The sequence below is a fragment of the Isoptericola sp. NPDC056134 genome, assembly GCF_042264825.1.
In the GTDB taxonomy this organism is placed as follows: Bacteria; Actinomycetota; Actinomycetes; order Actinomycetales; family Cellulomonadaceae; genus Isoptericola; species Isoptericola nanjingensis.
On sequence record NZ_JBHJVM010000007.1, the window covers coordinates 1 to 23115 of the forward strand.

Genomic DNA, 23115 nt, shown 5'->3' on the forward strand with positions numbered 1-23115 from the left:
GGGGGGAGAGGGGTTGTGTTGTTGTTCGGGGCTGCTGGGGGGGGTGGGGGGGGGGTGTGGGGAGGGAACGGGGGGTGTGGGCCGTTCGGGGGGGGGACCGCCCGGCACCCTGTCCCTGAGTGGGTTCAGGACGCCTTGCCCTTGTGGAACAGGTCGCCGTCGTAGTCGAAGGCGAACTGCTGCTCGAGCGTGACGTCCTTGACCGAGCCCACCTCGGTGATGCGCGGTGCTTCGTACATCGGAGCACTCCCCTCTCCTCGTTCGTGCAGGACGCGCCCAACGTCGCGCCGCGTGCAACGACCGGTCAAGGGCTTCGGGCCGAAGTCACCCCGCTCCCGGACGCCTTTCACCCGACGCCGGGTGAAACCTCCGTCCCGCCCCCACCCGGTGCCCCGGATCGGCCTATTCTCGGGGCGGCACGACCCGAGAACCGCGACGAGAGGCACGGCGATGAGGCTGCGCGAGGACGGCGTCACCTGGCAGGAGATCGACGGCGAGCTGGTCATCCTCGACCTCGCGTCGTCCACGTACCTCACGACCAACGGCTCCGGCGCCTTCACGGCGAAGCTGCTGCAGGAGGACCGCACCACCGGCGACCTCGCGGACGCGCTCGCCGTCGAGTACGACATCCCCGCCGACGTCGCGCGGCGCGACGCCGAGGCCTTCGTGGACGCGCTCCGCGACCGCGGCCTGCTCGTCGAGGAGTGAGCGCGGTCAGGCCGTGAGCAGGGCGAGGTCGTGCCGCACCATGCGGTCGACGATCTCCTCGAACGCGAGCGTGCCGCCCCATCCCAGCACCGTCCGGGCCCTGCGGGCGTCCCCCACCTGCTCCGTCGGGTCGGCAGGGCGCACGAACCGCGGGTCGACCGTGACGTGCGGCTCCCAGTCGTGGACGCCGGCCGCGGCGAACGCGGCGGCCACGAAGTCGGCCACCGAACGAGTCGTCCCGGACGCCACGACGAAGTCGTCCGCGACCGGGTGCCGGACCGACCGCACCATCGCGTCGACGTAGTCGGGCGCCCAGCCCCAGTCGCGGCGCGCGTCGAGGTTGCCGAGCGCCAGGGTGCCGGAGCCGCGGTGCGCGATCCGGGCCGCGGCGGCGGTGATCTTGCGGGTCACGAACGTCTCCGGGCGGCGCGGCGACTCGTGGTTGTAGAGCACGCACGTGGAGACGCCGAGCCCGCGCACCCGGAACACCGCGGCCATCTGGTGGGCGTACGCCTTGGCGGCGCCGTAGGGCGACGACGGCCGTACCGTCGTGCCCTCGTCCTGCGGCGCACGGTCGGGCACGCCGAAGATCTCCGCGCTCGACGCCTGGAGCACCCGGACCGCACGCCCCGAGTCCTCCTGCAGGCGCCATGCCGCCTCGTAGAGGGCCACCGCGCCGAGCCCGGAGACGGCACCCGTCTCGACAGGGTGCCGCCACGAGTACGCGACCGAGCTGATCCCGCCCAGGTTGTAGATCTCGTCCGGCCCCGTGCGACGCACGAGCTCCGCGAGGCCCTCGGCGTCGCGGAGGTCGCCCCCATGGAGGCGCACCCCGCCGGGCAGCCCGACCGGGCGTTCGCCGGCGCGCACCAGACCGTGCACCTCGGCCCCCTCGGCGGCGAGCCGCTCGGCGAGGTACGACCCGTCCTGGCCCGCGACGCCGGTGACGAGGGCGACCGTCACGGGCGCATCCCGGCCAGCTCCGCCTGCTCGTCGAGGTCGTTCTCGACCATCATCGCGACCAGCCGCTCGAAGTCGACGCGCGGCTCCCAGCCCAGCACGTCGCGGGCCTTCGACGGGTCCCCGATGAGGAGGTCGACCTCCGCGGGCCGCATGAAGCGGGGGTCCTGCGCGACGTAGCCGCTCCAGTCCTCGACGCCCACGCACCCGAAGGCCGCGTCGAGCAGGTCACGGATGGAGTGGGTGCGGCCGGTCGCGACCACGTAGTCGTCGGCCTGCGGCTGCTGGAGCATCCGCCACATCGCGTCGACGTAGTCGCCGGCGAAGCCCCAGTCGCGGCGGGCGTCCAGGTTGCCCAGGGTGAGCGAGTCCTGCAGGCCGAGCTTGATCCGCGCCACCGCCTGCGACACCTTGCGGGTGACGAACTCCGGCCCCCGGCGCGGCGACTCGTGGTTGAACAGGATGCCGCTGGAGGCGTGCAGCCCGTACGACTCGCGGTAGTTGATCGTCATGTAGTGCCCGAACACCTTCGCGACGCCGTACGGCGACCGGGGCCACAGGAGGGTCGACTCGCGCTGCGGCACCTCCTGCACCTTGCCGAACATCTCCGAGCTCGACGCCTGGTAGAAACGCACGGCGCCCGGGTCGTCGCCCGCGTGCAGCCGGACCGCCTCGAGCATGTTGAGCACGCCCTTGCCGGTCACCTCGCTGGTGAGCGTCGCGTTCTCCCACGAGTAGGCGACGTAGGAGATCGCGCCGAGGTTGTAGACCTCGTCGGGCCGCGCCGCGCCCAGCGCCCGCAGCAGGGACGACAGGTCGGTCAGGTCGCCGGTCACGAGGCGCACGTCCGGCACGGTGTGCCGCACGAGGTCGAGCTTCGGGTTGTTCTGCCCGCGGATCAGACCCCAGACCTCATAACCTTTCGAGAGCAAGAGCTCGGAGAGGTAGAGACCGTCCTGGCCGGTGATCCCGGTAATCAGTGCTCGAGGCATTTTGCTCACCGTTTCTGTGCGCCGAATCAGCGCCGTCCCCCGGCGGCACTCCCCTTCTGGGACGCCACCACGCTAATCAGCAAGAGGGGCGCGGAGACCGTCCGCACCGGGTGAACAGGGCCCGTACCGGGGTGAAAGTGCGCCCGGCGCGCCTGCCCGCCCGCTCGAACTTCATCCGCCCGCGCCCTCGACCGGCCCGCACGCGAGCGAGAACCATCGATGGCATGTCACGCCGGGAGCGGGGACGCCGCGACCACGCCACGCAGGCCGCAACGCTGGCCGCAGGCTTCGTGCTGCTGTACGGCGCCGGGGTCGTCACGCCGTGGGGACAGTGGGTCGACGCGGTGGCGTTCAGTGTCCTGACCGGCGCGGGCGCGATCCTGCACCCCGTCGCAGCCGTCGCCCGTGAGGTCCTGGTGCTGGGGCTCGGCGTCGTCGTCGCGGCGCTCGCCGTCCGCGCGGTCCGCGACCGGCGATGGCGGGCCCTGGCGGCCTGCCTGGTGCTCGCCGCCGCGGCGGTCCTCGCCCTCGTGCTGCGTGGCGCCGTCCTGCCGCGCCCCGTGCACGAGGTCGCGCTCGGCTACCCGTACAACACGTTCCCGAGCACGCACGTCGCGGCGACGGCGGCGCTCGCCATCGCGCTCGTCGTCCTCTGGTCCGGCCGTACCAGGGCCGGGCACGTCGTCGTGCGCGAGGTGGCGGTCGCCGCGGTGCTGGTCGCCTGCGTGGTCAACGTGGTCGCGTTCGCCCACCGCCCCGTCGACGTCCTGGGGTCGCTCCTGCTCGTCGGGGCTGCCGCCTCGGCGGCCTCCGCCGCGTTCCCCGGAGCGCTTTCACCCCGGGTCGACGGCAAGTTCACCCAGGTCGCCGCCCTGCGGGCGCGGGACGCGGCATAGCGTCACCGTATGACCACGCGACGCCGCCGCGCGGCACGGCTCCTGGCCCCCGCCCTCGTCCTCGCCGCCGGCTCGATCTCCCCGGCCGCGGCCGAGGACGGAGAAGCGCCCGCGCGCACGGAGTCCCGGGCGGTGACCTGGACCTGTACCGGCGAGCCGTGCCCCTGGGGGGAGACGACCACCGGGAACGCCGCCGTGTGGCCCGACGGCTCGGGCGCGCTGTCGGAGCGGTACGGCTACACGACGTCGGGCGCCATCTACCTGCCCGACGACGCGGCCGAGGACGCCACGATCACCGTGGTCGAGGGTTCGGCGGGCGTGTGGGCCGGCCAGCTCGACGGCCCGCACCGCCACCTCGCCGCGCTGTCGGCCGGCGACGCGTTCACGGTCGGCGACCTCGCCGACGGCGAGGTGGTGTCCCTCCAGAACGACGGCGCGACCTTCGCCTACGCGTTCACGCCCGGGGGCGAGGCCCCGCCCGACCCCGAACCGACGCCCACGCCCACGCCGTCCACCGAGCCGACCCCCGGGCCGAGCGAGAGCGCCGGCGCCGCGTCGCGTCCCGTCACCTGGAGCTGCACCGGTGACCCGTGCCCCTGGGGTGCGTCGACGACCGGCCACGCCGTCGCGTGGCCCGCGGGCTCCGGGGCGATCACCGCACGGCACGGCTACGTGACGTCCGAGCCCGTCTACCTGCCCGCCGAGGCGGCGAACGGCGACACCATCACGGTCGTCTCCGGGTCGGCCCGGCTCTACGCGGGCACGCCCTCCGGACCGCACCGGAGCATCGGCCAGCTCTCCGCGGGCGACGAGCTCACCGTCACCGGCCTTCCGGCGGGCGAGGTGCTGTCCGTCCAGAACGACGACGGTCCGTTCCGCTACCTCCACACCGCCGGAGACGCCACCACCCCGGAGCCGACGCCCACCCCGACGCCCACCCCGACGCCCACGCCGACGCCCACGCCGACTCCGACGCCCACGCCCGGCCAGGACGCAGCGTCCCTGCCGGTCACGTGGCGCTGCACCGGCGAGCCGTGCCCGTGGGGAGAGACGACGTCGGGCCATGCGATCGCCTGGCCCGAGACGTCCGGCGCGATCACGACCCGCCACGGGTACACGACGTCGGAGGCCGTCTACCTGCCCGCCGCCGCGGCCAACGGCGACACCGTCGCGGTCCTCACCGGCTCCGCGACCCTGTACGCGGGCACGCCCACGGGGCCGCACCGCAGCATCGCGCGCCTGTCCGCCGGCGAGCAGCACACGGTGACCGGCCTGCCGTCCGACCAGGTGCTGTCGGTGCAGAACGACGACTCGTCGTTCACCTACGTGCACACCCCCGGGGACGGCTCGACCCCGGACCCCGAGCCGACCCCCACGCCGACCCCCACGCCCACGCCCACGCCCACGCCCACCGTCCCCGCGGACGCCGTCGTGATGAGCTCGACGCTCGCGCTCTGGCACTGCGACGCCTACGCGACGTGCGCGGACGACGGCTGGACGCCGTGGGTGGGCGGCGCGCTCGCCTGGCCGGAGTGGGCCGCGTACCCCACGAACGCGCGCGAGGGTTCGAACTCACGCACCGTGCGCGACCTCGACGGCGAGGTCATCCACCCCTACATGGGGTCGTGGGCCGACGGCTGCCGGATCCAGGTGCTCGAGGGCGACGTGCTGGTGATCGAGTGGGAGCGCGGCACGGACACGTGGCGGCCCACGTACCTGTCCCCCGGCGACGTCTACACGATCGAGCTCGAGGGCGACGAGGACGGCGCCATGATCGAGACGCCGGACACGCCCACCACGTTCAGCGTCGCGCTGACCGGCTGCGCCCCGCAGCCGGTGCCCTGACCGTCGCCGTCGGGCGTGCCGAGGGGTACGGGTCAGGCGCGGTAGAGCGCCTCGTACCGGTCGACGACGCGCTCCAGCGTGAACTCCTGGACGCGCTCGAGCGCCGAGGCCGCGAGCTCCTCCCGCCGCGCGTCGTCCGCCAGGAGCTCGGCGAGCGCCGTGCCGACGTCCTCCAGCGGCACGACGACGGCGGTGCGGCCGCCGTCCGTCACGTACCGCGCCCCGGGGTTCGGGGTCGCGACCACGGGCAGGCCCGACGCCATCGCCTCGACGTACGGGATGCCGAAGCCCTCGTAGTCGCTCGGCAGGCAGAACGCCCACGCCTGCTGGAAGGCGAGCGCCAGCTCGTCGTCGGTCAGCCGTCCCAGGGCGCGGACCCCGGGGCCCACGTCGTCGGGCACGTCCTGGCTGACCATCCACAGCTCCGCGTCGGGGTGCTTCGGCAGCACCGTCTCCTGGAACTGGCGCGCCAGCTCCTCGCCGCGCTTGCGTCCGCGCCAGTAGCCGACGAACAGGACCACCGGGTGGTCCGCCCGCCGCGCGGCGTCGGGCCGGAACCGGCTCACGTCCGTGCCGCAGGGCACGACGTCGCGCACCCACGGGTACCAGCGGCGCGTCTCGGGCGAGATGACGACGGTGCGGTCCGCGACGAGGGACGCGAGCACCTCGGACAGCCCGAGGAGCACCATCCGCGTCTTCTCCTTGACGCCCTTGATGGTGCGCGCCTCCTCGAAGCACGACCCTGCGAGGGTCCGCACGTGCCGGGGCACGCGCCGCCGCCACAGCCAGTAGTCGTCGCCCCAGGCGTGCAGCACGTCGTAGGACGAGAGGTCGACGCGGCGCAGCGCGAGCGCGAACCGGAACGTGCGCAGCGAGCCGGTCATCCGCACGTGCCGGTGCCCGTAGACGGCGCCGTCGACCGCCGGGCAGTCGCTGAGGACCGTCACGTCGTGGCCGCGCCGTGCGAGCTCGGTCGCGAGCTCGTGCACCTGGTAGCCGATGCCCTGCTTGCTGGTGCTGGGCAGGTAGTAGGAGACGATCGCGATCCGCAGCGGGCGGACGGCACCGGCGGCCTCGGCCGTCATCGCAGGCCGTCCCGCAGCGCCTCGAGCCAGCCGCGACCGTGCCGCAGGTCGGGCTCCAGGTGGTTGCCCTCGGCCCACTCGTTCCACGACTTGACCCACAGCAGTCGTTCCTCGGCCGGCCGGTGCGCGATCGACGCCACCGCCTGCCGCACGTTCTCGCCGAACTTCTCCGGGCTCGCGCCGTGCAGCACCACGCCCCCGCGGCCGGAGCGCGGCGTGTTGTCCCAGTTGGGGTAGACGCACGGCTGGACCAGGTCGCCGGTGCGGTTCTGCCCGGCCCAGTCGGTGGAGTACGGGAAGACCTCCGGCCCGCCGGCGACCTTGCGGAAGGCGCGCATCCGCAGCAGCTCCGACCGCGACGTCCCCGCCGGCATCCGCATGTACACCCCGGCGTCGAACCCGTCCTCCTTGACCCGGTCGTACCGCGGCCCGCCGCCGAGGAGGTCGCTCATCTCCGCGACGAGGTACAGGCCCTCCAGGCCAGCCCTGCGCGCCAGCTTCTGCCAGAGGTCGACGAAGTCCGCGGCGTCGGGCAGCTCCTCGGGCCGGAAGACGTAGAACACGGGGCGGCCGCCCACGCGCAGGTAGCGGGGGTCGCGGAACGCGGGCAGCACGGCCTCGAAGTGGGCCGTGTAGTCCTCGACGCCCGGGTAGTGCTGCTGCACGAGGATCCGGTCGGCCTCGCCGTGCCAGATGCCGCTCCACGTCTGGTTCGCCCACGCCAGGCAGAACGACACGTCGGGCGCGCCGGAGGCGAGCACCTCCGCGAACGGGCGCTCCAGGATCCGGCGCCCGTTGCCGAACCAGTAGTGCCAGTAGGCGAAAGATTCCACGCCGTACTGGTGCGCCAGCTCGGACTGCGCCGCCCGCGCCTCGGGCAGCCGCAGGTCGTAGAACCCGAGGTCCGCGGGCACCAACGGCTGGCGGTGCCCCGGGTAGAGGCGCCGGGCGCGTGCCACGTTGGTCCACTCCGTGAACCCCGGCCCCCACCAGGCGTCGTTCTCGGGGATCGGGTGGAACTGCGGCAGGTAGAAGGCGACGGCCCTGGCTTCCAACGTTTCGTCCCTCTCGTTCGACGTCATGCCCGGCTCGCGGAGACGACCCTGAGCAGCGGCACGGCCACGGCGCGCACCCGCGCCGGCACGGACCGGGCCACCGCGTCGGCATCGGCGGGCGTGAGGCCCGACCGGGTGAGCCGTACCGCGCCCACGAACAGCCCGAGGCCCAGCACGGCGGCCACGACCGCCGACGGCACCGGGGGCGCCCCGACCGCGTCGACGCCCCACCACGTCAGCACCGAGATCGCGGCGCCGAGCAGGAACGGCTGGACCATGGCCAGCGCCCGCCGGACCGGCAGGTCCAGCGACCGCGCCTCGAGGATCAGCAGGCCGCTGAACAGCAGCACCGCCGCCGTCGCGTTGCCGAGCACCGCGGCCCAGACCCCGAGCGGCCGGATCAGCGCCACCGTCAGCCCGACGTCCACCACCAGGCAGGCGAGGTTGGCCCACAGCAGCCAGGTGCCCTTGAGCCGTGCCATGAGGAACGCCTTGAGCGGTCCGGCCATCACGAGCAGGCCGCCGGCCACGCTCAGGACGACGAGCACCGGGGGCACGGCGGAGAACTCGGCACCGTAGATCGTCGGGACGAGCAGCGCGAACGCCGGGGTCGCCGCCGCCACCACGCCCGCCGTCGCGGTCGACGACGCACGCAGCGCGCGGCCCAGCGCGCGCGCCACCGCCTCGTGGTCCACCTCGCGCAGCCCCGAGATCGCCGGCACGAGCGGCCCCAGCAGCGACTGCGCCGGGGCGAACAGGTGGACGCCGAGCCCGATCGCGAGGGCGAACACTCCCGCGGCCTCCGGCTCCGACATCCAGGTCAGCACCAGCACCTCGCTGCGCGACGAGACGAACGCCTCGACCAGGCCGGCCGCGCCGGCCGGCAGCGCGAACGCCCAGAAGCCCGGCGGGAACCGGCGCAGGCGCGGGCGCAGCAGGACCCTGCGGTACATGGGAGCCACGAAGTACAGGTAGGCCACCGCGCCCAGGCCGGCCGCGACGAGGCGCACCGCCCAGATGGCGTCCGCGGTGCCCACCGTCGTGGCCGCGACCACCACCAGGACCTGCGCGACGAGGTTGACGACCATCGCCGCCTGCGCGTTCTGCGCCGTCTTGTTCTCGATGGCGAGCGCGTCGCCCGCCCCGGAGAACGTCAGGGGCACCAGCACGCCGAACACGAGGGCGATCACCGTGAGCACGGGGTCGGCGTCGATGAGCAGCAGCACCGCCGTCCCCACCACGGGCACGCCCACGAGCATCTTGTAGCCCTGCGCCGCCTGGAGCATGTGCCGCACCTCGGAGAACCGGCCCGCGGCGTGCGCCTTCGACCCGAACTGGACGAGGCCGGTCCCGACGCCCAGGTCGATGGTCGTGAGGACGAGCGCGAGCACGGTCGAGAGGTACGCGAGGCGCCCGTAGTCGACGACCCCGAGGACCCGCGCGACGACGATGTTGACGGCGAAGGCCAGCGGCAGCATCACGGCGACGTGCACCAGCGTCCACAGGGCGCCTCGGATCGCCCGGTCCTGGAGCTCGCCGCGCGTCATGGCCTCGCCGGGCGTGTCGTCGCTCGGCACCGGCGCCGGCGGGACGGACTTCTCGTCCGTGCTCATCGCACGCACCGGGCCGCCGCCGGACGGTCGGCGCGGAGGAGGACGACGTGTGCTGTCACACCGGCCATCGTTTCCGACGACAGCCGGCATTCCGAGGGCTGGAGCGGTTTTTCAGCCGGGCGCGGGCACGTTTCACCCCCGGGAGGACACCGCTCCCGACCTAGGCTCGACGGCATGGCCATCGGAGTCCCGGCCGGGAGCCACCTGCACGTGATCACGCCCGGCGACCACTTCTCCCCGTCGACCGGGAGCGCCCTGCCCTCGGTCGTGCACGGCCTCGCGGCCGCGACCCCGCCCGGAGCCCCGCGGTCGGTCGTCGCCGTCGCGCGCGGCACCTACCCCGACCGCTACCCGAGCGCGGACGTCGTCGAGTACGACCCCGTGCCGCAGCAGCGCGCCGACCGCTATCGCGACGCCGCGGCGGCGCGCCTGGGCCTGCCCCGGACCGGCGCCCGGCGGCCACTCGCCGCCGCGCTCGCGGACCAGGCGCGGTGGCCCGCCTCCGTGGTCCTCGGCCACAACCTCCCCCAGCTCGTCCCGCTCGTGGACGCCGACCGGCACGCGGCCGTGCTCTACGCGCACAACGAGCTGCTGCGCACGTACTCCCCGCGGGAGGCGGCCCGGGTGCTCGACCCCGCGGGCGCCGTCGTCTGCGTCAGCGGCTACGTCGCCGAGCGGACCGCGGACCGTCTGCCCCCAAGGCTGCGCGACCGCGTGCGAGTGGTGCACAACGGGGTCGACACCGCGCTCTTCCGTCCCGGTGACGCGGACCGGGTCGCCGGGGAGCCGCTGCGGGTCGTGTTCGTCGGGCGCACCGTGCCCGACAAGGGGCCGGACGTCCTCGTGGACGCCTTGCTCCGGCTCCGCCGGCCGGACGTGGTCGCCACCGTCGTCGGCACGCCGCACTTCGCCCCCGGCGCGCCCCTCACCCGGTACGAGCGCGAGCTGCGGGCCGCCGCCCGGCCGCTCGGCGACGCCGTGCGCTGGCTCCCGTTCCGGCCCCGGGACGAGGTGGCCGCCCTGATGCGCGCCGCCGACGTCGTGGTGGTGCCCTCCCGGTGGGCCGAGCCGTTCGCCCTCACCGTGCTGGAGGGGATGGCGTCCGGCGCCGCTGTCGTCGCCGCACGGACCGGAGGCATCCCCGAGGCGGCCGGCGACGCCGGGGTGCTGGTGCCGCCCGGGTCTCCCGACGCCCTGGCCGCCGCTCTGGAGGGGCTCGCCGACGACCGCGCGTTGCTGGCCACGACCCGTGAGCGCTGCCTGCGACACGCGCGGGCGCACGACTGGCGCGCGGCGCGGCGGACCCTCGACGTCGTCCTCGGCGACCTCGGCCTGACGTCCGTCAGGCCGGCGGGGATGCCCGCGGCCTGAGCCGGCGTCAGCCCGGCCCGATCACCAGCAGCCAGTCGCCCCCGCCGTCGGCGTTGCGGCCCGGGGTCCTCATGCGGTCGGTCAGCGCCACAGGAGTCGCCGCGCCGGACGACGGGTCCACCCAGCGCGCCCTCCCCGCGGAGGCGAGCACCGCCAGGTCGAGGCCGAGCTCGCGCTCCGTCGGGACGTAGACGACTGCGGCGCGACCGTCCGCCGTGACCGCCGCCGTCGCGCGGTCACCGTCGAGGACGTCCGTCGTGTCACCGGTCCGCGCCGCCCCGGCGCCGGAGCGGACGAGGTCGTCGGAGGGGCGCAGCTCCCACCAGGGCAGCGCCTCGACCACGTCTCGCACCACGCCGACCTGCCGGAGGCCCGGCGCGTCGAGGCGGCCCTGCCAACCGTCGAGGAACTCCCAGTCGTCGCTGCCGTAGACGTCCCCCGGCGATCCCGACGTCAGGGCCCACGCGGCCTGCCGTCGCAGCGACTCGGGGGTCGTCGGCGGCCCGCCGTCGTTGTTCTCGCCCTCATAGCCGCCCTCGGCGAAGAGCGCGGGGACGGCGGGCTCGCGGTCGTAGGCCCGCCGGACGGCGTCGTAGGCGGGCGGGTAGGAGTAGACGAAGGTGAAGTCCACCCGGGAGGCCCAGTATCGGTCGTCGGTGGAGACGGAGCGCGGGTAGCCCAGCTGGATCGAGAACGGCCGGTGGTCTCCCGTGTCGCGAATGCCCTGCACCACCTGGTCGAAGCACCGGTCGACGTCGCTGCCGGCCGCCGGGTCGTCCGCTGCGGGGAAGTAGTCCCCGCCCGTCATCCAGACGACGCCGGGCAGGTCGGCTGCCCAGGCGCCCACCCGCTCGCCGTAGGTACGGCACTCCTGCTGCGAGGACGGCGAGAACGCGCGGCCCACCGTCCAGCCGTCCACCGGGTAGAGGAACACCGACATGCCGCGCTCCGCCGCGGCCGCGAGGGTCGCGTGCGCCCGGTCCCAGTACTCCGGCACCCAGGACAGGACGTCACCGTCCACGAACGGGAGCAGACCGTCCGCGGTCGCGCCGTCGTCGGACGGCCCGCCGTTGGCCGTCGCGCCCAGCAAAGAGACGATCAGGGCGTTGACCCCGCGCCCCTGCCGATCGTCCAGGTAGGTCAGCGCCTCCTCGGGCGACAGGTCGACCAGCAGCGACCAGGGCGAGTCTCCGCGCACCAGGACCGGCGCGCCGTCCTGGTCGACGAAGTACCGCCCATCCGGACCGATGCCCGTGACGAGGTGTGCCCCGTCCGGCGTCTCGGGCGCCGGCGGCGGCGTCACGGGCAGCTCCGCGGCGACCGGCCCGGCCGTGCCACCGATCCGGCTCGCCTGCCCCTGGTGCTCCCGGTCCCACCACCATGCGGCACCGGCGACCGCGAGCGCGACGACGGCCGTCGTCGCCACGAGGGCGACGACCCGGCGTCTCCGCCTGTGCGACCTCTCCCGCACCACGACGCCGCCCGCTCAGCCCGCGAACCCGGCAGCGGTCGCGACGTCGCGGGCCATCCCCCGCCACCTCGGCAGCACCCAGCCCGGCACGATCCGCGACCAGCACCGCGCCTTCTCCCGGAGCGGGAGGCCCGTCGTCGCGACGGCCCGGTACAGCTCGAGGTTGAGCCGCGTCTGCGGGAAGGCGAAGCGGACCCGCGCGGACGGCGCGTGCCACTTCACCTGCTCCTGGCCCTGCAGCGAGAGCTGCTCGGGCACCCGCCGCTGCAGGAACGCCCGGTCGTCCACGACGACGGCCGGTCCCTGGCAGAGCAGCTCGGTCAGCAGCACGATGTCGTCGCCCACCATCGGGCGCAGCGGGCGCGCGCGGGCCAGCGCCGAGCGCCGGATCACGCCGTACATGACGTGCGACGCCTGCGACCGGAACAGGCGGCGCAGCCGCTCGTGCGCGGCGTCGGCGTCCAACCCGAGGTCCGCATCCCCGAGGCCGTCGGTGACCGTGCCGTCGCCGTCGACCAGCCGGGCCCGCGTCATCGCGAGCACGGCGTCGGGGCGCTCGTCGAGGGCACGCACGCACGAGGAGGCGAACGTGGGGAGCCAGAGATCGTCCACGGCCGCCCAGCTGAACAGGGGGGCCGAGGACCGTTCGAGGACGCGCCGGTAGTTCCACGTCCCACCGCGGTTCGCCTCCGCGCGGAGGTACCGCACGCGGGGGTCCGCCGCGGCGACGGCACGGCAGATCTCCTGGGTGCCGTCGGTCGAGCCGTTGTCGGAGACGACGACCTCGAGGTCCTCCAGGTCCTGCGCGAGCAGGGACCGGAGGGCTCCCTCCAGGAACCGCTCGCCGTTGTACACCGGCAGCCCGAAGGACAGCACGGGGGCCGGCGCGCCCCGCGTCACGGTGTCCCCCGGCCGAGCGACAGCACGCTCTTGGTCACGGTGTACGCCTCGGCGTAGCGGCTGCGGCACTCCATCCCGCGCAGGCGCAGGAGCCCGAGGAACACCTCGTGGTCCCACCAGTCATGAGCCTTCTGGGAGGCGTAGCAGGCGTCGAGCAGCTCGACCTTGCGCCGCGCCAGCGCGTCGGGGACCGGCACGTAGGTCGACGGGCGCCCCATGTCGCCGTCCCACTTGGGGATCTCGTAGTGCAGCACGACGGCGTCCCGCCAGACCGTCGGAGCCATCGTCCCCACCAGCCGGTGGTCCTGGTGCGCGTCGTCGGGCCGCGGCGCCAGCACCAGGTCCGGTGCCGGGACCCGCTCGGCGTGCTCGTGCAGGGCGGCCCGCGCCTCTCCCCACCGGTCCGGCAGGCGCCCGTCCGGAAGCCCGCCGAACACGCTCGTCGCGCCGGGGAGGAAGGCCTCCGCGGCGGTGCGCGCCTCGTCCTGGCGGGACGGGTCGCCGGTGAGCGTGAGGTACGCCGCCTCGACACCACCCCGCGCCGCGAGCGCCAGCAGCGTGCCGCCGCAGGCGATCTCGACGTCGTCCGGGTGCGCGGCGAGGCACACCACCCGCAGCGGGCCGTCGGGGAGCGCGAGGCCGATCATCGGGCGGCCCCCGACCTCTCGTGCGAGCTGCTGGCGGCGGCCCCGGGGACCGTCGAGGCGAGGACGTCGCGGAGCCGCTCCTCCTGAGCCGCCAGCCGTCGGGCCGCGTCCGCGAGCACCGGCCGCGTGTCTTGCGCGGGCTCCCGCAGCAGGGCGAGCACCTGGTCCGCCACCTCGTCCGGGTCGAAGCCGTCGACCGTGTGCACCTGCTCCCCCTGGCCGAACTGCTCGAGCAGCCGTCCCTGCTTCGCGCCGTAGCCGAGCGAGACGGCCGGGACCCCCAGCCGCAGCGCCGTCACCAGATGGTGGTACCGGGCCGCCGCGACGACCCGTGACCCGGCCGTCTCCCGCGCCACGTCGGCCAACGACCCCGCCTCCACGGCCTCGACCCGGCCTGGGCCGGCCGACGCCGCACGGGCCGCGACCTCGCGGGCGGTCGGCGCGTCCGGCAGCGCGCCGCCGAGCACGACGACGTCGGCGCCGGACGCCGCCACCCGCTGGACGACCCGCACCATCCGCGCGACGTAGGCGGCGCGGTCCGCCTCCCCCTCCGCCGTCCCGAGGCCCCGGTAGTCGATGACTCCCACGACGACCCGCGGCCGCTCACGGCGAGGGGCGGCGGGCGCCGGGAGCCCGAGGACGAGATCGGGCACCACGTCGAGGGGGCGTCGCACCCCGAGCCGGCGCGCGGCGCGCGCCGACCCGTCGTCGCGCACCGTCACGAGGGTCGCGGCGGAGAGCGTCCAGCGGAACAGTCGCGCCGTCACGGGGTGGAAGGCGGCGTCGACCCCGACCGACAGGGCGAGGAAGGGCCGCCCTCGGAGGCGGGCGGCGAACGCGTACCAGAAGAGGGTGAGCGGGATCCCCCCGGGGGCGATCGCCAGCCCCTCGAAGATCCCGGTGCCGGGCACGACCACGGCGTCCAGGTCGCCGACCGTGCGCCACGCGCGCCGCGCGTCGGCCAGCTTGCCGAGCAGGCCGCCCGCTCCCCCGCGGCGGGCACCGGGATGGTGCAGGGGCACGGCCGCCACGCCGTGCTCCGCCGTCACCGCCTCGCACCGGTCGGCCACCACCACCGGGACCACCCGGTCGTCGGCCCGCAGCACGCCCAGCATCGCGGCGAGCGAGGCCTCGTTCCCGAAGTTGTGGACCCCGAACTCGCCCAGCAGCCCGACGTGCACCTTCACCTCGCCCACCGGGACCTCGTGCACCGGGACCTCACGCGCCGGCACGAGCCGGACCCACGACCTCGCCGACCTCGACCTCGGGCACGCGCCGCGGCACGGGGCGCGCGCCGCTGTCCCACACCGCCCACGGCCGGTCGCCCACGCGGTTCATCTCCTCCAGCGCGGACCGCTCCTTGAGCGTGTCCATCGGCGCCCAGAACCCGGTGTGCGGGTGCACGCGGAACCGGCCGGCGCGAGCGGCGCGCACGCAGGCGTCCATGACGAGGTCCTCGCCCTCGCCCAGGTAGTCGAAGATGCCCTGCCGCAGCACGAAGTACCCGCCGTTGATGCACATGCTCATGTCGGCCACGGGCTCCAGGTCGCGCATCGTGCCGTCGGGGTCGTAGCGCACCACGTGGAACGAGTCCTGCGGGGCCACCGCCATGAGCGACCCGACGGCGTCCGTGGCGAGGAAGTCGTCGACGATCCGGTCCATCGGCGCGTCCGTGAGCACGTCGCCGTAGTTGGCGAGGAACACCTCGTCGTCGTCGAGGAACCGGCGCACGCGCCGCAGCCGCTCGCCGATCGCCGTGTCGATCCCCGTGTCGACGAACGTGATGCGCCACTCGCTGATGTCGCTGCTGAGCAGCTCGACGTGCTCGCCGCCCTTGGTGAGGACGAAGTCGTTGGAGTGCGTCTCGGAGTAGTGGAGGAAGTAGTCCTTCACGGCGTTCGCGCCGTGCCCCAGCGCGAGCACGAACTCCGTGTGCCCGTAGTGCGCGTAGTACTTCATGATGTGCCACAGGACGGGCCGCGACCCGATCGGCATCATCGGCTTGGGCAGCGAGTCGGGGCCGGACCGCATCCGCATCCCCAGCCCGCCGCAGAACAGCACGACCTTCATGACGTCCCTCCCAGGGCCTGCCCGTCGTCGGGCGTGTGACGGACACGGCGCGGCGCGGCCCGCTCCCGCAGCGCGGGGGCGACGGGCCGGCCGACGAGGAAGCCGTCGGTGCCGCCCGCGTCCAGAGCGGCGGCGTAGACGGGCAGCGCCCCGGCGACGGCCTCGACCGTCCGGTCGACGTCCGCGTCGGTGTGCGCGGCGGAGATCACGAACGACTGCGCCAGCACGCCGCGGCGCAGCAGCTCGGCGAGGAACAGGGTGCGGTACGCCTGCGAGGGCGCGCCGTCGTGGTCGCGGGTGCCGAAGACCAGGCACGCCGGGTGCCCGGACACCGTCACCGAGCCCGTCAGACCGGCGGAGTCGACCACCTGCTGCACCCCGGCACGCAGCCGCTCACCCTGGGCGGCCATCGCGCCGGGCACGTCGCGCGCGGCGTACTCGCGGTGCACCGCCAGCCACGCCGCGAGCCCGGCCGTCTCCGCGCCGTGCGTCGTCGAGAGCAGGAAGACCCGCCGTGCGTCCGTCGCCAGGCCGCCGAGCTCCATGAGCTCGCGCCGGCCCGCGAGCGCCGAGACGGCGAACCCGTTGCCCAGCGCCTTGCCCCACGTCGACAGGTCCGGCACGACGCCGTACACGGTCTGGGCGCCTCCGGCGGACCACCGCATCCCGGTGATGATCTCGTCGAACACGAGCACCGTCCCCGTGCTGTCGCACAGGGCGCGCAGCCCCTCGAGGTAGCCGGGCGGGGGGCTCGCGTGCGCGGTCGCGGCCTCGAGCACGAGGGCGGCGACACGGCCCTCGTGCCGGGCGAGCAGCTCCTGGACGGCGGCCAGGTCGCCGTACGGGAACCGGACCGTGAGGTCGCCGATCGCCCGCGGGATCCCGGCGTCCATCGGCGTGGTGCCGATGAACCAGTCGTCGGTGGAGAAGAACGGGTGGTCGGCGCAGACGGCGACCAGGTCGCGGCCTGTCGCGGCGCGGGCCAGCCGCACCGCCGCGGTGGTGACGTCGGAGCCGTTCTTCGCGAACTTCACCATGTCGGCGCCCGGCACCTGCGCGCAGAACGCCTCGGCCGCCTCCAGCTCCCACCGGCTGGGCCGGGAGAAGCTCACGCCGTCCGCGATCGCCGACGTCACGGCGTCCACCACGGGCCGGAAGCCGTGGCCGAGCGTGACGCTGCGCAGGCCCATCCCGTACTCGACGTACTCGTTGCCGTCCACGTCCCACACGTGGGCGCCCGCGCCCCGCGCCAGCACAGGGGCCATGCGCTCCGGGTACTGGTCCGCGCCGCGCGCGTACGTGTGCGCGCCCCCGGGCACGAGACGGTGCAGCCGGGCCTGCGCGGCCGTCGACCGGTCGAAGGACCGGGCGGGGTCCGCGGGCTGCGACGGGTCGGGATGCGTCGCGTGCTGCGTCAGCTGCGTCATGGTGCCCCCGGGTGCGGTCGGGAGGTGGGTCGTGAAGTCTGGTGGGGCCGGCAGGGGGCCGGTCCCGCCGCCAGTCTGCGGCGCGGCACGGCACGGATGAAGGGCCCGCAGGGCTTTTCATCCGGCGCCCGCACCGACTTCACCCGACCGCTCCCCGGACCCTCTCCGTACCGTGTGGAGCATGCAGGTGCTGCCCACGACCCTCGACGGCGTGCTGATCCTCGCCCCCACCCCGCACCGGGACGAGCGCGGGCTGTTCACGCGCACGTTCGACACCGCCACCGCGGCGCACGCGGGCCTCGACCCGGCGGCGTTCGTGCAGGACAGCCAGTCCCGCTCGCGGCGCGGCGTCGTGCGGGGGCTGCACGGTCGGGTGGGCGGCGGCGAGGCCAAGCTGGTGCGGGTGGCGCACGGTGCCGTGCACGACGTCGTCGTCGACGCCCGCCCGGGCTCCCCGACGTTCGGGCGCTGGGAGGCGTTCCGGCTCGACGACGTCGACTTCCACGTCCTGTACGTGCCGCGCGGCTGCCTGCACGGACACCAGACGCTCACCGACACCGCGGACGTCTGCTACCGCATCGACGCGGAGCACGACCCGTCCGAGGACGTCGCGGTGCACCACCTCGACCCCGACCTCGGGGTGCGGTGGCCGCTGCCCGTCTCGCTCGTCAGCGACCGCGACGCCGCCGCGGGGCCGTGGGTGGCGCTCGTCCAGCAGCTCGGCGGGGCGGCGTCGGGGCCCGGCGCGGACGTGCTGTAGCCCGACGCCGACGAGGTCGTCCCAGGGCGGCCGACGGCGTCGCGCCGCGTCGAGCCTGCCGTTCCCCCTGGGGACGAGCTGCTTCTCCACAGATCTCGTCGACTCCCTGATCGATCGAACATGCGTTCGATAGCGTCCTTCGTGTCATGGCGCGCCGACCGAGGAGGGACGATGCCCGCCACCACTGCCCCTGCACCCGTGCCGCCCACCGGCCCGGACCCGGCGACCGGCACGGTGTCACGGCTGCTCGACGCCCTGGCCGCCCTCGAGGGCGGGGTCGCCGCGCTCGCGGGGGCCGTCGAGGAGATCGGCCTGCACGACGTCGGCCGGGACGTCCTCGAGCAGGCGTCGGCCCGGCTCCGGAGAGTCGGCTCCCGGGTGGACGCCGCGCGGTGGCGGGTGCTGCCCGCGCTGGAGGCGGACGGCCGGTGGTCGCTCGACGGGTCGCGCACCTTCGCGCACTGGCTCGCCCGTGCCGAGAACGTCGGGCTGCCCACCGCGCGCCGCGACGTCCGCACGGCCCACGCCCTGCGCGACGTCCTCCCGGCGACCGGTGCCGCCGCGCTCGCCGGCCGGCTCGGCGCCGACCACCTGCGCGCCATCGTCGACGTCGCCCCGACCTCCGAGGCCCGCCGAGACGCGCTCCTCGCTCCCGCGCCGACCGCGAGCGAGATGAACCGCACGACGGACAGCGGGACGACGGACGACGAGAACCCGGAAGCGCCGGACGCCGGCCTCGCCGCGCCGACCGGCGAGGAGCACCTGCTCGCCACCGGCTCCTGGTACACGCCCGCGCAGTTCCGCCGGCTCGTCAAGCGGTTCGCGTACGTGACGGACCCGGAGTCGGACGAGCAGGGCTACGCGCACGCCCGCGAGAAAGAGTTCGTCGACCTGTCGCCCACGTGGGACGGCTACCACCTCGCCGGGTTCCTCACCGAGGAGCACGGCCAGGCGCTGCGCGCCGCCCTCGACGCCGTCGCCGGCCGGCCCGCCGCCGGGGAGACCCGCACGCCCGCGCAGCGACGCGCCCAGGCGCTCGCCGACCTCGCACGCGTCGCCCTCGACTCCGGGACCGTGGGGTCGGGCTCCGCCGTGCGCCCGCACCTGACCGTCACCATCTCCCTGACCGAACTCCGTCGCCTGCTCGCTGCCGGTCACGGTCGCGCCACCGAGCTCGGCCCTCCCGTCGCGGGATGGGCCGAGTCGCTGGGAGTCGACCCCGCCGAGTTCGTGGACGGCCGCGGCCCGCTGCCCCCGTCCCTCCTCCGCCGCATCGTGTGCGACAGCGAGGTGACACGGGTGGTCCTCGGCCCGGAGTCGCAGGTGCTCGACGTCGGGCGTGCCCGGCGCACCGTCACCGGCCAGCTGCGACGCGCCGTCGTCGCCCGGGACCGGCGGTGCACCTGGCCCGGCTGCGACGAGCCACCTGCACGCTGCGAGGTCCACCACGCCGTGGCCCACTGGGCGGACGGCGGCAGCACGTCCGTCGACAACTCCGCCCTGCTGTGCTGGCACCATCACGACCGCGTCGACGCGCTCGGCATCACCATGCGTCGCGACGGCGGCACGTGGCACTTCACCGACCGCCACGGTCGCTCGGCGGCTCAGGCGCCGGGCGTCCCGCTCATCGCTGACCGCCGCGGTCCCGGCTGAGCGGCTCGACCTCGACGGGCTCGGGCTCGGCGATCACCCAGCGACCCCCGAGCGCCTCCACCTCGGGGTGCGCGAACCGCACCTCGTCGAGGAGGTCGGGCACGAGCAGCAGCACCTTGTCGGGGCGGATCTCGGCAAGGATGTCGGGCCCGAGCACGGGCACCCGCGGCCCGGGGCCGCCCGGCATGGACCTGCCCCGCTTCGCGGGCGACGCGTCCACCACGGCGAGGACGTCGTCCGCGGTGACGCCGGCGAGCGCGAACAACGCGACCGCGCGCGACGCGGCGCCGTAGGCGACCACCTTCCCCTCGCTCGCGTCGAGCCAGTCGCGGAGGGCCGCGGCCGACGCGGCCACCTGCCGTTGGAGCGCCGCCACGGCCGCCGGCTCCGTGATCCCCGCCGCGGCCTCGGCCGCCAGCTCGGTGGCGACGAGGTCGCCCGCGGCGCGGGCGTGCCGACCGGCGGGCTGCGAGCCCTCCCGCGCCAGCGCGAGCAGCCGCGTCCCGCCGTACAGCGGATAGCGCCACAGCCCGACCGGGACGAGCCCAGTGCTGCGCGCCATCTCCACGAGCACCGTGAGCGAGTAGTACGCGAAGTGCCCGTGCCGCAGCGCGTTCCAGGTGCCGTCGCGCAGGATCACGGACAGCGGGTGCACGTGCAGCGCGAGGACGCCGTCGGGGGCGAGGGAGTCGAGCCGCAGGTCCCAGGCCGCGCGCTGGTCCGCCTCGTGCATGATCCCGAGCGAGTCGACGACGAGGTCCGCGGCGAGCCCGGGCACCGTGCCGGGGCCGTCGAGCAGCACGGCGTCCGGCACGATCTCCTGCACCCGCGCCAGCCAGGAGCCCCCGTGCGGGGAGCGCATCTCCCCCACCCACGTGCCGGGGCCCAGCAGCCCGCCCCCGACGAGGTCGGCCACTCCCGCCCGCGCCTGCGCGACGAGTGCGGCAGGCTCCACTCCGAGCGGCTCCTCGGGACCTGTCGGGTCCTCCTCGAGCTGGGCCAGTCGGCACCGGTCGCACATCACCATGCGCAACGGGTGCACGGGGTCAGGAGCGGGTGCCTCCGGCTCGGGGAACAGGTCGGCGGCAGGCTGGGAGCCCAGGTCGAGCACCACGGTGGCGCGGTCCGACTGGCACCACCGGCAGCGCCAGCCCGGCACGACGGCGCTCACGTGCCCGGCTCGAAGACCTCGAGGCGCGGCAGGAACGTCACCAGCCGGCCTCCCCAGTCGGCGACGTGCGCGAGCTGGGCCGAGATCTCCCGCCGCAGGTTCCACGGCATGACGACGACGTAGTCGGGCCGGGCCGCGTCGAGCGCCTCGGGCGCGTGGATGGGGAGGTGCATGCCCGGCGTGAACCGGCCGTGCTTGTACGGGTTGCGGTCGACGGCGAACTCGATCAGGTCGGGGCGTACGCCGCAGTGGTTGAGCAGCGTGTTCCCCTTGCCGGGCGCCCCGTACGCCACCACGCGCCTGCCCTCGCGGCGGGCGGTGAGCAGGAAGCGCAGCACGTCGTCGCGCACGGCGGCGACCTGCTCGGCGAAGCCGGCGTGACCTTCCACGGTGTGCAGGCCGGCGGCGGCCTCTGCGGCGAGCACGCGCGCCACGGCGGCGGACGGCGCGGGCCCACCGCCGGCTGGTGCGCCGTCGGGCGTCGGCACGGACCACGTGCGCAGCGAGCCGCCGTGGCTGGGCAGCTCGTCCACGTCCACCACGGTGAGCCCGGCGGCGGCCAGCACCCGCTGCGTCGTGAGCAGCGACAGGTAGCTGTAGTGCTCGTGGTAGATCGTGTCGTACTCGTTGCCCTCGACGAGGCGCAGCAGGTGCGGGATCTCGATCGACACCCGCCCGTCGTCGGCGACGAGCTGCCGCAGCCCGCGCGAGAAGTCGACGATGTCCGGCACGTGCGCGAAGACGTTGTTGGCCACGACGAGGTCGGCAGGGCCGTGCTCGGCGCGCACGCGCCGGCCCGTCTCCTCGCCCAGGAACTCCACCACCGTGGGCACGCCCCGCTCGACCGCGGCCGCGGCCACGTTGCCCGACGGCTCGACGCCGAGGCAGCGGATCCCCCGGTCGACGACGTGCTGCAGCAGGTAGCCGTCGTTGCTCGCGACCTCGACGACGAACGACCGCTCGGGGGCGAGCCCGAGCCTGTCCACCGCGTCGTCGACGTACCGCCGCGCGTGCTCCACCCACGACGCGGAGTAGGACGAGAAGTAGGCGTAGTCGTCGAAGATGTCCTCCGCCGGCACGTAGGCGGGCAGCTGCACCAGCAGGCACTGCTCGCACACCCGCACGTGCAGCGGGTAGAAGACCTCCGGGCCGTCGACCTGCTCGGCGGTGGGGTAGGTCTCGCACGGCGGCGACATCCCGAGGTCCACGAAGGTACGGGTCAGGGGTGCGCCGCACAGCCGGCACGACGGCGCGGGCACCGCGGACCCCTCGGGCGCGCCGGCGGCGTGCCGCGCCGCCGACACGGCGGTCATGCCGGCACCGCCGTGGTGCGCAGGTTCTCCAGGTCGAGAGCGCCGCTGGCGGCGAGCTCGCTCACGCGGTGCAGGCGCACGAAGCGCGGGCCCTCGAAGTCGGCGGCGGTGAGGCCGAACCGGTGGACGTCCTGCCAGATCTGCCGGATCCCGTCGCGCACCGTCCAGCGGGGCGCGGCGGCCGGGAGCTCGGTGCGGATGCGCGTGAAGTCGACCCGGTAGTTGCGGGTGTCGGCTCCCGCCCCCGCGGCAAAGGTCACGGGGGCGCCGGTGACCTCGCTGACCTGCTCGGCGACGGTGCGGATCTGGACGACGTCCTCGTCGCGGCCCACGTTGAACGCCCGGTCGTGCACCACCTCGCGGGGAGCCTCGAGCCCGGCGAGGAACGCCCGCGCGATGTCCTCGACGTGCACGAGGGGCCGCCACGGCGAGCCGTCCGACTGCAGCCGCACCTCGCCGCGCGTGTACGCGGTGCCGGTGAGGTTGTTGACCACGATGTCGGCCCGCAGCCGCGGTGACGAGCCGTACGCGGTCGCGTTGCGCAGGAACGTGGGCGAGAAGTCGTCGTCGGCGAGCGCGGAGAGACCGCGCTCGGCCTGGATCTTCGACTCCCCGTACGGGGTGACGGGGTGGAACTCGGCGCCCTCGTCGACGGGCTCGTCGCCCGCCGCCCCGTACAGGGAGCACGACGACGAGAACAGGAACCGCGCCACCCCGGCCGCCTTGGCCGCCCGCGCCATCCGCACGGCGCCGTCCGTGTTGACGGAGAACGTGGCCTGCGGGTTGAGGTGCCCGAGCGGGTCGTTGGAGATGGCCGCCAGGTGCACCACCGCGTCGAAGCCGGCGAGGTCCTCGGGCCGCGCGTCCCGGACGTCGCCGGTGCGCTGCTCGTACCCCGTCACCGGAGGGCCGAAGTCGCAGCCGTCGTACCAGCCGGCGTCGAGGCCGACCACCTCGTGGCCCGCCGCCTGCAGGAACGGCACCAGCACCGCACCCACGTATCCGCGGTCACCATCGACGAGCACTCGCATGGTCCGTCCCCCGTCGTCGTCCGGCCGGTCCCGCGGGCAGGGAGTCCCGCGAGCCGGTGGCTTCACCGCCGCCTCGACGCTAACCAGCGACCTCCTCCCACCGTGAGGGTTGCCCGGGGTGAAAAGCCTCGTCACCCGGGTGATTCC

Annotated in this window: 21 protein-coding genes; 6 read left to right on the forward strand and 15 right to left on the reverse strand. The window is 74.9% G+C overall.

Annotation, left to right across the window (positions count from 1 at the left end):
• Positions 1–125: 125 nt before the first annotated feature.
• The gene (locus ACFCZN_RS08695) at positions 126–239 is read right to left on the reverse strand and encodes a lasso RiPP family leader peptide-containing protein (protein ID WP_176168750.1); all 114 of its coding nucleotides are present in this window, start codon (positions 237–239) and stop codon (positions 126–128) included.
• A 211-nt stretch (positions 240–450) separates the two neighbouring features.
• On the opposite strand from ACFCZN_RS08695, the gene ACFCZN_RS08700 reads away from it, so the two are divergent.
• Entirely contained in the window at positions 451–708 is a 258-nt protein-coding gene (locus tag ACFCZN_RS08700) for a PqqD family protein (RefSeq protein ID WP_429764490.1), read from the forward strand.
• 6 nt (positions 709–714) lie between these two features.
• Here ACFCZN_RS08700 and ACFCZN_RS08705 read toward each other — a convergent pair whose 3' ends face one another.
• Both ACFCZN_RS08705 and ACFCZN_RS08710 read right to left on the reverse strand, forming a co-directional pair.
• Complete coding sequence (locus ACFCZN_RS08705) at positions 715–1671, reverse strand: GDP-mannose 4,6-dehydratase (protein ID WP_429764489.1); 957 nt, start codon at positions 1669–1671, stop codon at positions 715–717.
• The gene (locus tag ACFCZN_RS08710; RefSeq protein ID WP_429764488.1) at positions 1668–2660 is read right to left on the reverse strand and encodes a GDP-mannose 4,6-dehydratase; all 993 of its coding nucleotides are present in this window, start codon (positions 2658–2660) and stop codon (positions 1668–1670) included. The genes ACFCZN_RS08705 and ACFCZN_RS08710 overlap by 4 nt, the downstream gene beginning before the upstream one ends.
• A 224-nt stretch (positions 2661–2884) precedes the next feature.
• Between ACFCZN_RS08710 and ACFCZN_RS08715 the strand changes: the two genes are divergently transcribed.
• Together ACFCZN_RS08715 and ACFCZN_RS08720 are read left to right on the forward strand one after the other, a co-directional pair.
• Positions 2885–3556 (forward strand): hypothetical protein, encoded by a 672-nt coding sequence (locus ACFCZN_RS08715; protein ID WP_430556509.1) that lies wholly within the window; start codon positions 2885–2887, stop codon positions 3554–3556.
• 9 nt (positions 3557–3565) lie between these two features.
• Complete coding sequence (locus tag ACFCZN_RS08720) at positions 3566–5401, forward strand: hypothetical protein (RefSeq protein ID WP_430556510.1); 1836 nt, start codon at positions 3566–3568, stop codon at positions 5399–5401.
• Between the two features lie 32 nt (positions 5402–5433).
• Here the strand turns inward: ACFCZN_RS08720 and ACFCZN_RS08725 are convergent, their stop codons facing one another.
• Genes ACFCZN_RS08725 through ACFCZN_RS08735 form a run of 3 tightly spaced genes read right to left on the reverse strand, consistent with a single transcriptional unit; the run spans position 5434 to position 9154 of the window.
• A complete protein-coding gene (locus ACFCZN_RS08725) occupies positions 5434–6486 on the reverse strand; it encodes a glycosyltransferase family 4 protein (RefSeq protein ID WP_429764485.1) in 1053 nt (350 codons plus the stop codon).
• Positions 6483–7541 (reverse strand): glycoside hydrolase family 99-like domain-containing protein, encoded by a 1059-nt coding sequence (locus tag ACFCZN_RS08730; protein ID WP_430556511.1) that lies wholly within the window; start codon positions 7539–7541, stop codon positions 6483–6485. The genes ACFCZN_RS08725 and ACFCZN_RS08730 overlap by 4 nt, the downstream gene beginning before the upstream one ends.
• A 23-nt stretch (positions 7542–7564) precedes the next feature.
• On the reverse strand, positions 7565–9154 hold the full coding sequence (locus ACFCZN_RS08735; RefSeq protein ID WP_430556512.1) for a lipopolysaccharide biosynthesis protein: 1590 nt from the start codon (positions 9152–9154) through the stop codon (positions 7565–7567).
• 174 nt (positions 9155–9328) lie between these two features.
• Between ACFCZN_RS08735 and ACFCZN_RS08740 the strand changes: the two genes are divergently transcribed.
• Positions 9329–10525 (forward strand): glycosyltransferase family 4 protein, encoded by a 1197-nt coding sequence (locus tag ACFCZN_RS08740; protein WP_429764482.1) that lies wholly within the window; start codon positions 9329–9331, stop codon positions 10523–10525.
• Positions 10526–10532: 7 nt separating this feature from the next.
• On the opposite strand, the gene ACFCZN_RS08745 is transcribed toward ACFCZN_RS08740, so the two are convergent.
• The 6 genes from ACFCZN_RS08745 to ACFCZN_RS08770 are packed head-to-tail and all read right to left on the reverse strand — an operon-like array spanning position 10533 to position 17040.
• Positions 10533–11951, reverse strand: a complete 1419-nt coding sequence (locus ACFCZN_RS08745) for a DUF4038 domain-containing protein (protein WP_429764481.1) — start codon at positions 11949–11951, stop codon at positions 10533–10535.
• 60 nt (positions 11952–12011) lie between these two features.
• Positions 12012–12896: a glycosyltransferase family 2 protein gene (locus tag ACFCZN_RS08750; protein ID WP_429764480.1), complete on the reverse strand. Its 885-nt coding sequence runs from the start codon at positions 12894–12896 to the stop codon at positions 12012–12014.
• Positions 12893–13543: a PIG-L deacetylase family protein gene (locus ACFCZN_RS08755; protein ID WP_430556513.1), complete on the reverse strand. Its 651-nt coding sequence runs from the start codon at positions 13541–13543 to the stop codon at positions 12893–12895. The genes ACFCZN_RS08750 and ACFCZN_RS08755 overlap by 4 nt, the downstream gene beginning before the upstream one ends.
• Positions 13540–14775 carry a polysaccharide pyruvyl transferase family protein gene (locus ACFCZN_RS08760; RefSeq protein ID WP_430556514.1) on the reverse strand — a complete coding sequence of 412 codons (1236 nt, stop codon included), beginning with the start codon at positions 14773–14775 and terminating at the stop codon, positions 13540–13542. The genes ACFCZN_RS08755 and ACFCZN_RS08760 overlap by 4 nt, the downstream gene beginning before the upstream one ends.
• Entirely contained in the window at positions 14762–15613 is an 852-nt protein-coding gene (locus ACFCZN_RS08765) for a sugar phosphate nucleotidyltransferase (RefSeq protein WP_430556515.1), read from the reverse strand. Before ACFCZN_RS08765 ends, ACFCZN_RS08760 begins: the two co-directional genes overlap by 14 nt.
• Positions 15610–17040, reverse strand: coding sequence for a glutamate-1-semialdehyde 2,1-aminomutase (locus ACFCZN_RS08770; protein WP_429764476.1), 1431 nt, complete (start codon positions 17038–17040; stop codon positions 15610–15612). Before ACFCZN_RS08770 ends, ACFCZN_RS08765 begins: the two co-directional genes overlap by 4 nt.
• Positions 17041–17221: 181 nt before the next feature.
• Between ACFCZN_RS08770 and ACFCZN_RS08775 the strand changes: the two genes are divergently transcribed.
• Together ACFCZN_RS08775 and ACFCZN_RS08780 are read left to right on the forward strand one after the other, a co-directional pair.
• Positions 17222–17800 (forward strand): dTDP-4-dehydrorhamnose 3,5-epimerase family protein, encoded by a 579-nt coding sequence (locus ACFCZN_RS08775; RefSeq protein ID WP_430556516.1) that lies wholly within the window; start codon positions 17222–17224, stop codon positions 17798–17800.
• Between the two features lie 171 nt (positions 17801–17971).
• Positions 17972–19453, forward strand: coding sequence for a DUF222 domain-containing protein (locus tag ACFCZN_RS08780; RefSeq protein WP_430556517.1), 1482 nt, complete (start codon positions 17972–17974; stop codon positions 19451–19453).
• Here the strand turns inward: ACFCZN_RS08780 and ACFCZN_RS08785 are convergent.
• Genes ACFCZN_RS08785 through ACFCZN_RS08795 form a run of 3 tightly spaced genes read right to left on the reverse strand, consistent with a single transcriptional unit; the run spans position 19425 to position 22968 of the window.
• Positions 19425–20624 carry a methyltransferase domain-containing protein gene (locus ACFCZN_RS08785; RefSeq protein ID WP_430556518.1) on the reverse strand — a complete coding sequence of 400 codons (1200 nt, stop codon included), beginning with the start codon at positions 20622–20624 and terminating at the stop codon, positions 19425–19427. The genes ACFCZN_RS08780 and ACFCZN_RS08785 overlap by 29 nt on opposite strands.
• The gene (locus ACFCZN_RS08790) at positions 20621–21937 is read right to left on the reverse strand and encodes a methyltransferase domain-containing protein (protein ID WP_430556519.1); all 1317 of its coding nucleotides are present in this window, start codon (positions 21935–21937) and stop codon (positions 20621–20623) included. The genes ACFCZN_RS08785 and ACFCZN_RS08790 overlap by 4 nt, the downstream gene beginning before the upstream one ends.
• Positions 21934–22968 (reverse strand): NAD-dependent epimerase/dehydratase family protein, encoded by a 1035-nt coding sequence (locus tag ACFCZN_RS08795; RefSeq protein WP_430556520.1) that lies wholly within the window; start codon positions 22966–22968, stop codon positions 21934–21936. The genes ACFCZN_RS08790 and ACFCZN_RS08795 overlap by 4 nt, the downstream gene beginning before the upstream one ends.
• Between the last annotated feature and the right edge of the window lie 147 nt (positions 22969–23115).

What these genes read in the sequence shown, in the direction of transcription:
- ACFCZN_RS08720 (WP_430556510.1), top strand. Translation starts at nt 3,566, where the DNA reads ATGACCACGCGACGCCGCCGCGCGGCACGGCTCCTGGCCCCCGCCCTC.
- ACFCZN_RS08755 (WP_430556513.1), bottom strand. Translation starts at nt 13,543, where the DNA reads ATGATCGGCCTCGCGCTCCCCGACGGCCCGCTGCGGGTGGTGTGCCTC.
- ACFCZN_RS08700 (WP_429764490.1), top strand. Translation starts at nt 451, where the DNA reads ATGAGGCTGCGCGAGGACGGCGTCACCTGGCAGGAGATCGACGGCGAG.
- ACFCZN_RS08735 (WP_430556512.1), bottom strand. Translation starts at nt 9,154, where the DNA reads ATGAGCACGGACGAGAAGTCCGTCCCGCCGGCGCCGGTGCCGAGCGAC.
- ACFCZN_RS08715 (WP_430556509.1), top strand. Translation starts at nt 2,885, where the DNA reads ATGTCACGCCGGGAGCGGGGACGCCGCGACCACGCCACGCAGGCCGCA.
- ACFCZN_RS08695 (WP_176168750.1), bottom strand. Translation starts at nt 239, where the DNA reads ATGTACGAAGCACCGCGCATCACCGAGGTGGGCTCGGTCAAGGACGTC.
- ACFCZN_RS08790 (WP_430556519.1), bottom strand. Translation starts at nt 21,937, where the DNA reads ATGACCGCCGTGTCGGCGGCGCGGCACGCCGCCGGCGCGCCCGAGGGG.
- ACFCZN_RS08725 (WP_429764485.1), bottom strand. Translation starts at nt 6,486, where the DNA reads ATGACGGCCGAGGCCGCCGGTGCCGTCCGCCCGCTGCGGATCGCGATC.
- ACFCZN_RS08795 (WP_430556520.1), bottom strand. Translation starts at nt 22,968, where the DNA reads ATGCGAGTGCTCGTCGATGGTGACCGCGGATACGTGGGTGCGGTGCTG.
- ACFCZN_RS08710 (WP_429764488.1), bottom strand. Translation starts at nt 2,660, where the DNA reads ATGCCTCGAGCACTGATTACCGGGATCACCGGCCAGGACGGTCTCTAC.
- ACFCZN_RS08740 (WP_429764482.1), top strand. Translation starts at nt 9,329, where the DNA reads ATGGCCATCGGAGTCCCGGCCGGGAGCCACCTGCACGTGATCACGCCC.
- ACFCZN_RS08780 (WP_430556517.1), top strand. Translation starts at nt 17,972, where the DNA reads ATGCCCGCCACCACTGCCCCTGCACCCGTGCCGCCCACCGGCCCGGAC.
- ACFCZN_RS08770 (WP_429764476.1), bottom strand. Translation starts at nt 17,040, where the DNA reads ATGACGCAGCTGACGCAGCACGCGACGCATCCCGACCCGTCGCAGCCC.
- ACFCZN_RS08775 (WP_430556516.1), top strand. Translation starts at nt 17,222, where the DNA reads ATGCAGGTGCTGCCCACGACCCTCGACGGCGTGCTGATCCTCGCCCCC.
- ACFCZN_RS08765 (WP_430556515.1), bottom strand. Translation starts at nt 15,613, where the DNA reads ATGAAGGTCGTGCTGTTCTGCGGCGGGCTGGGGATGCGGATGCGGTCC.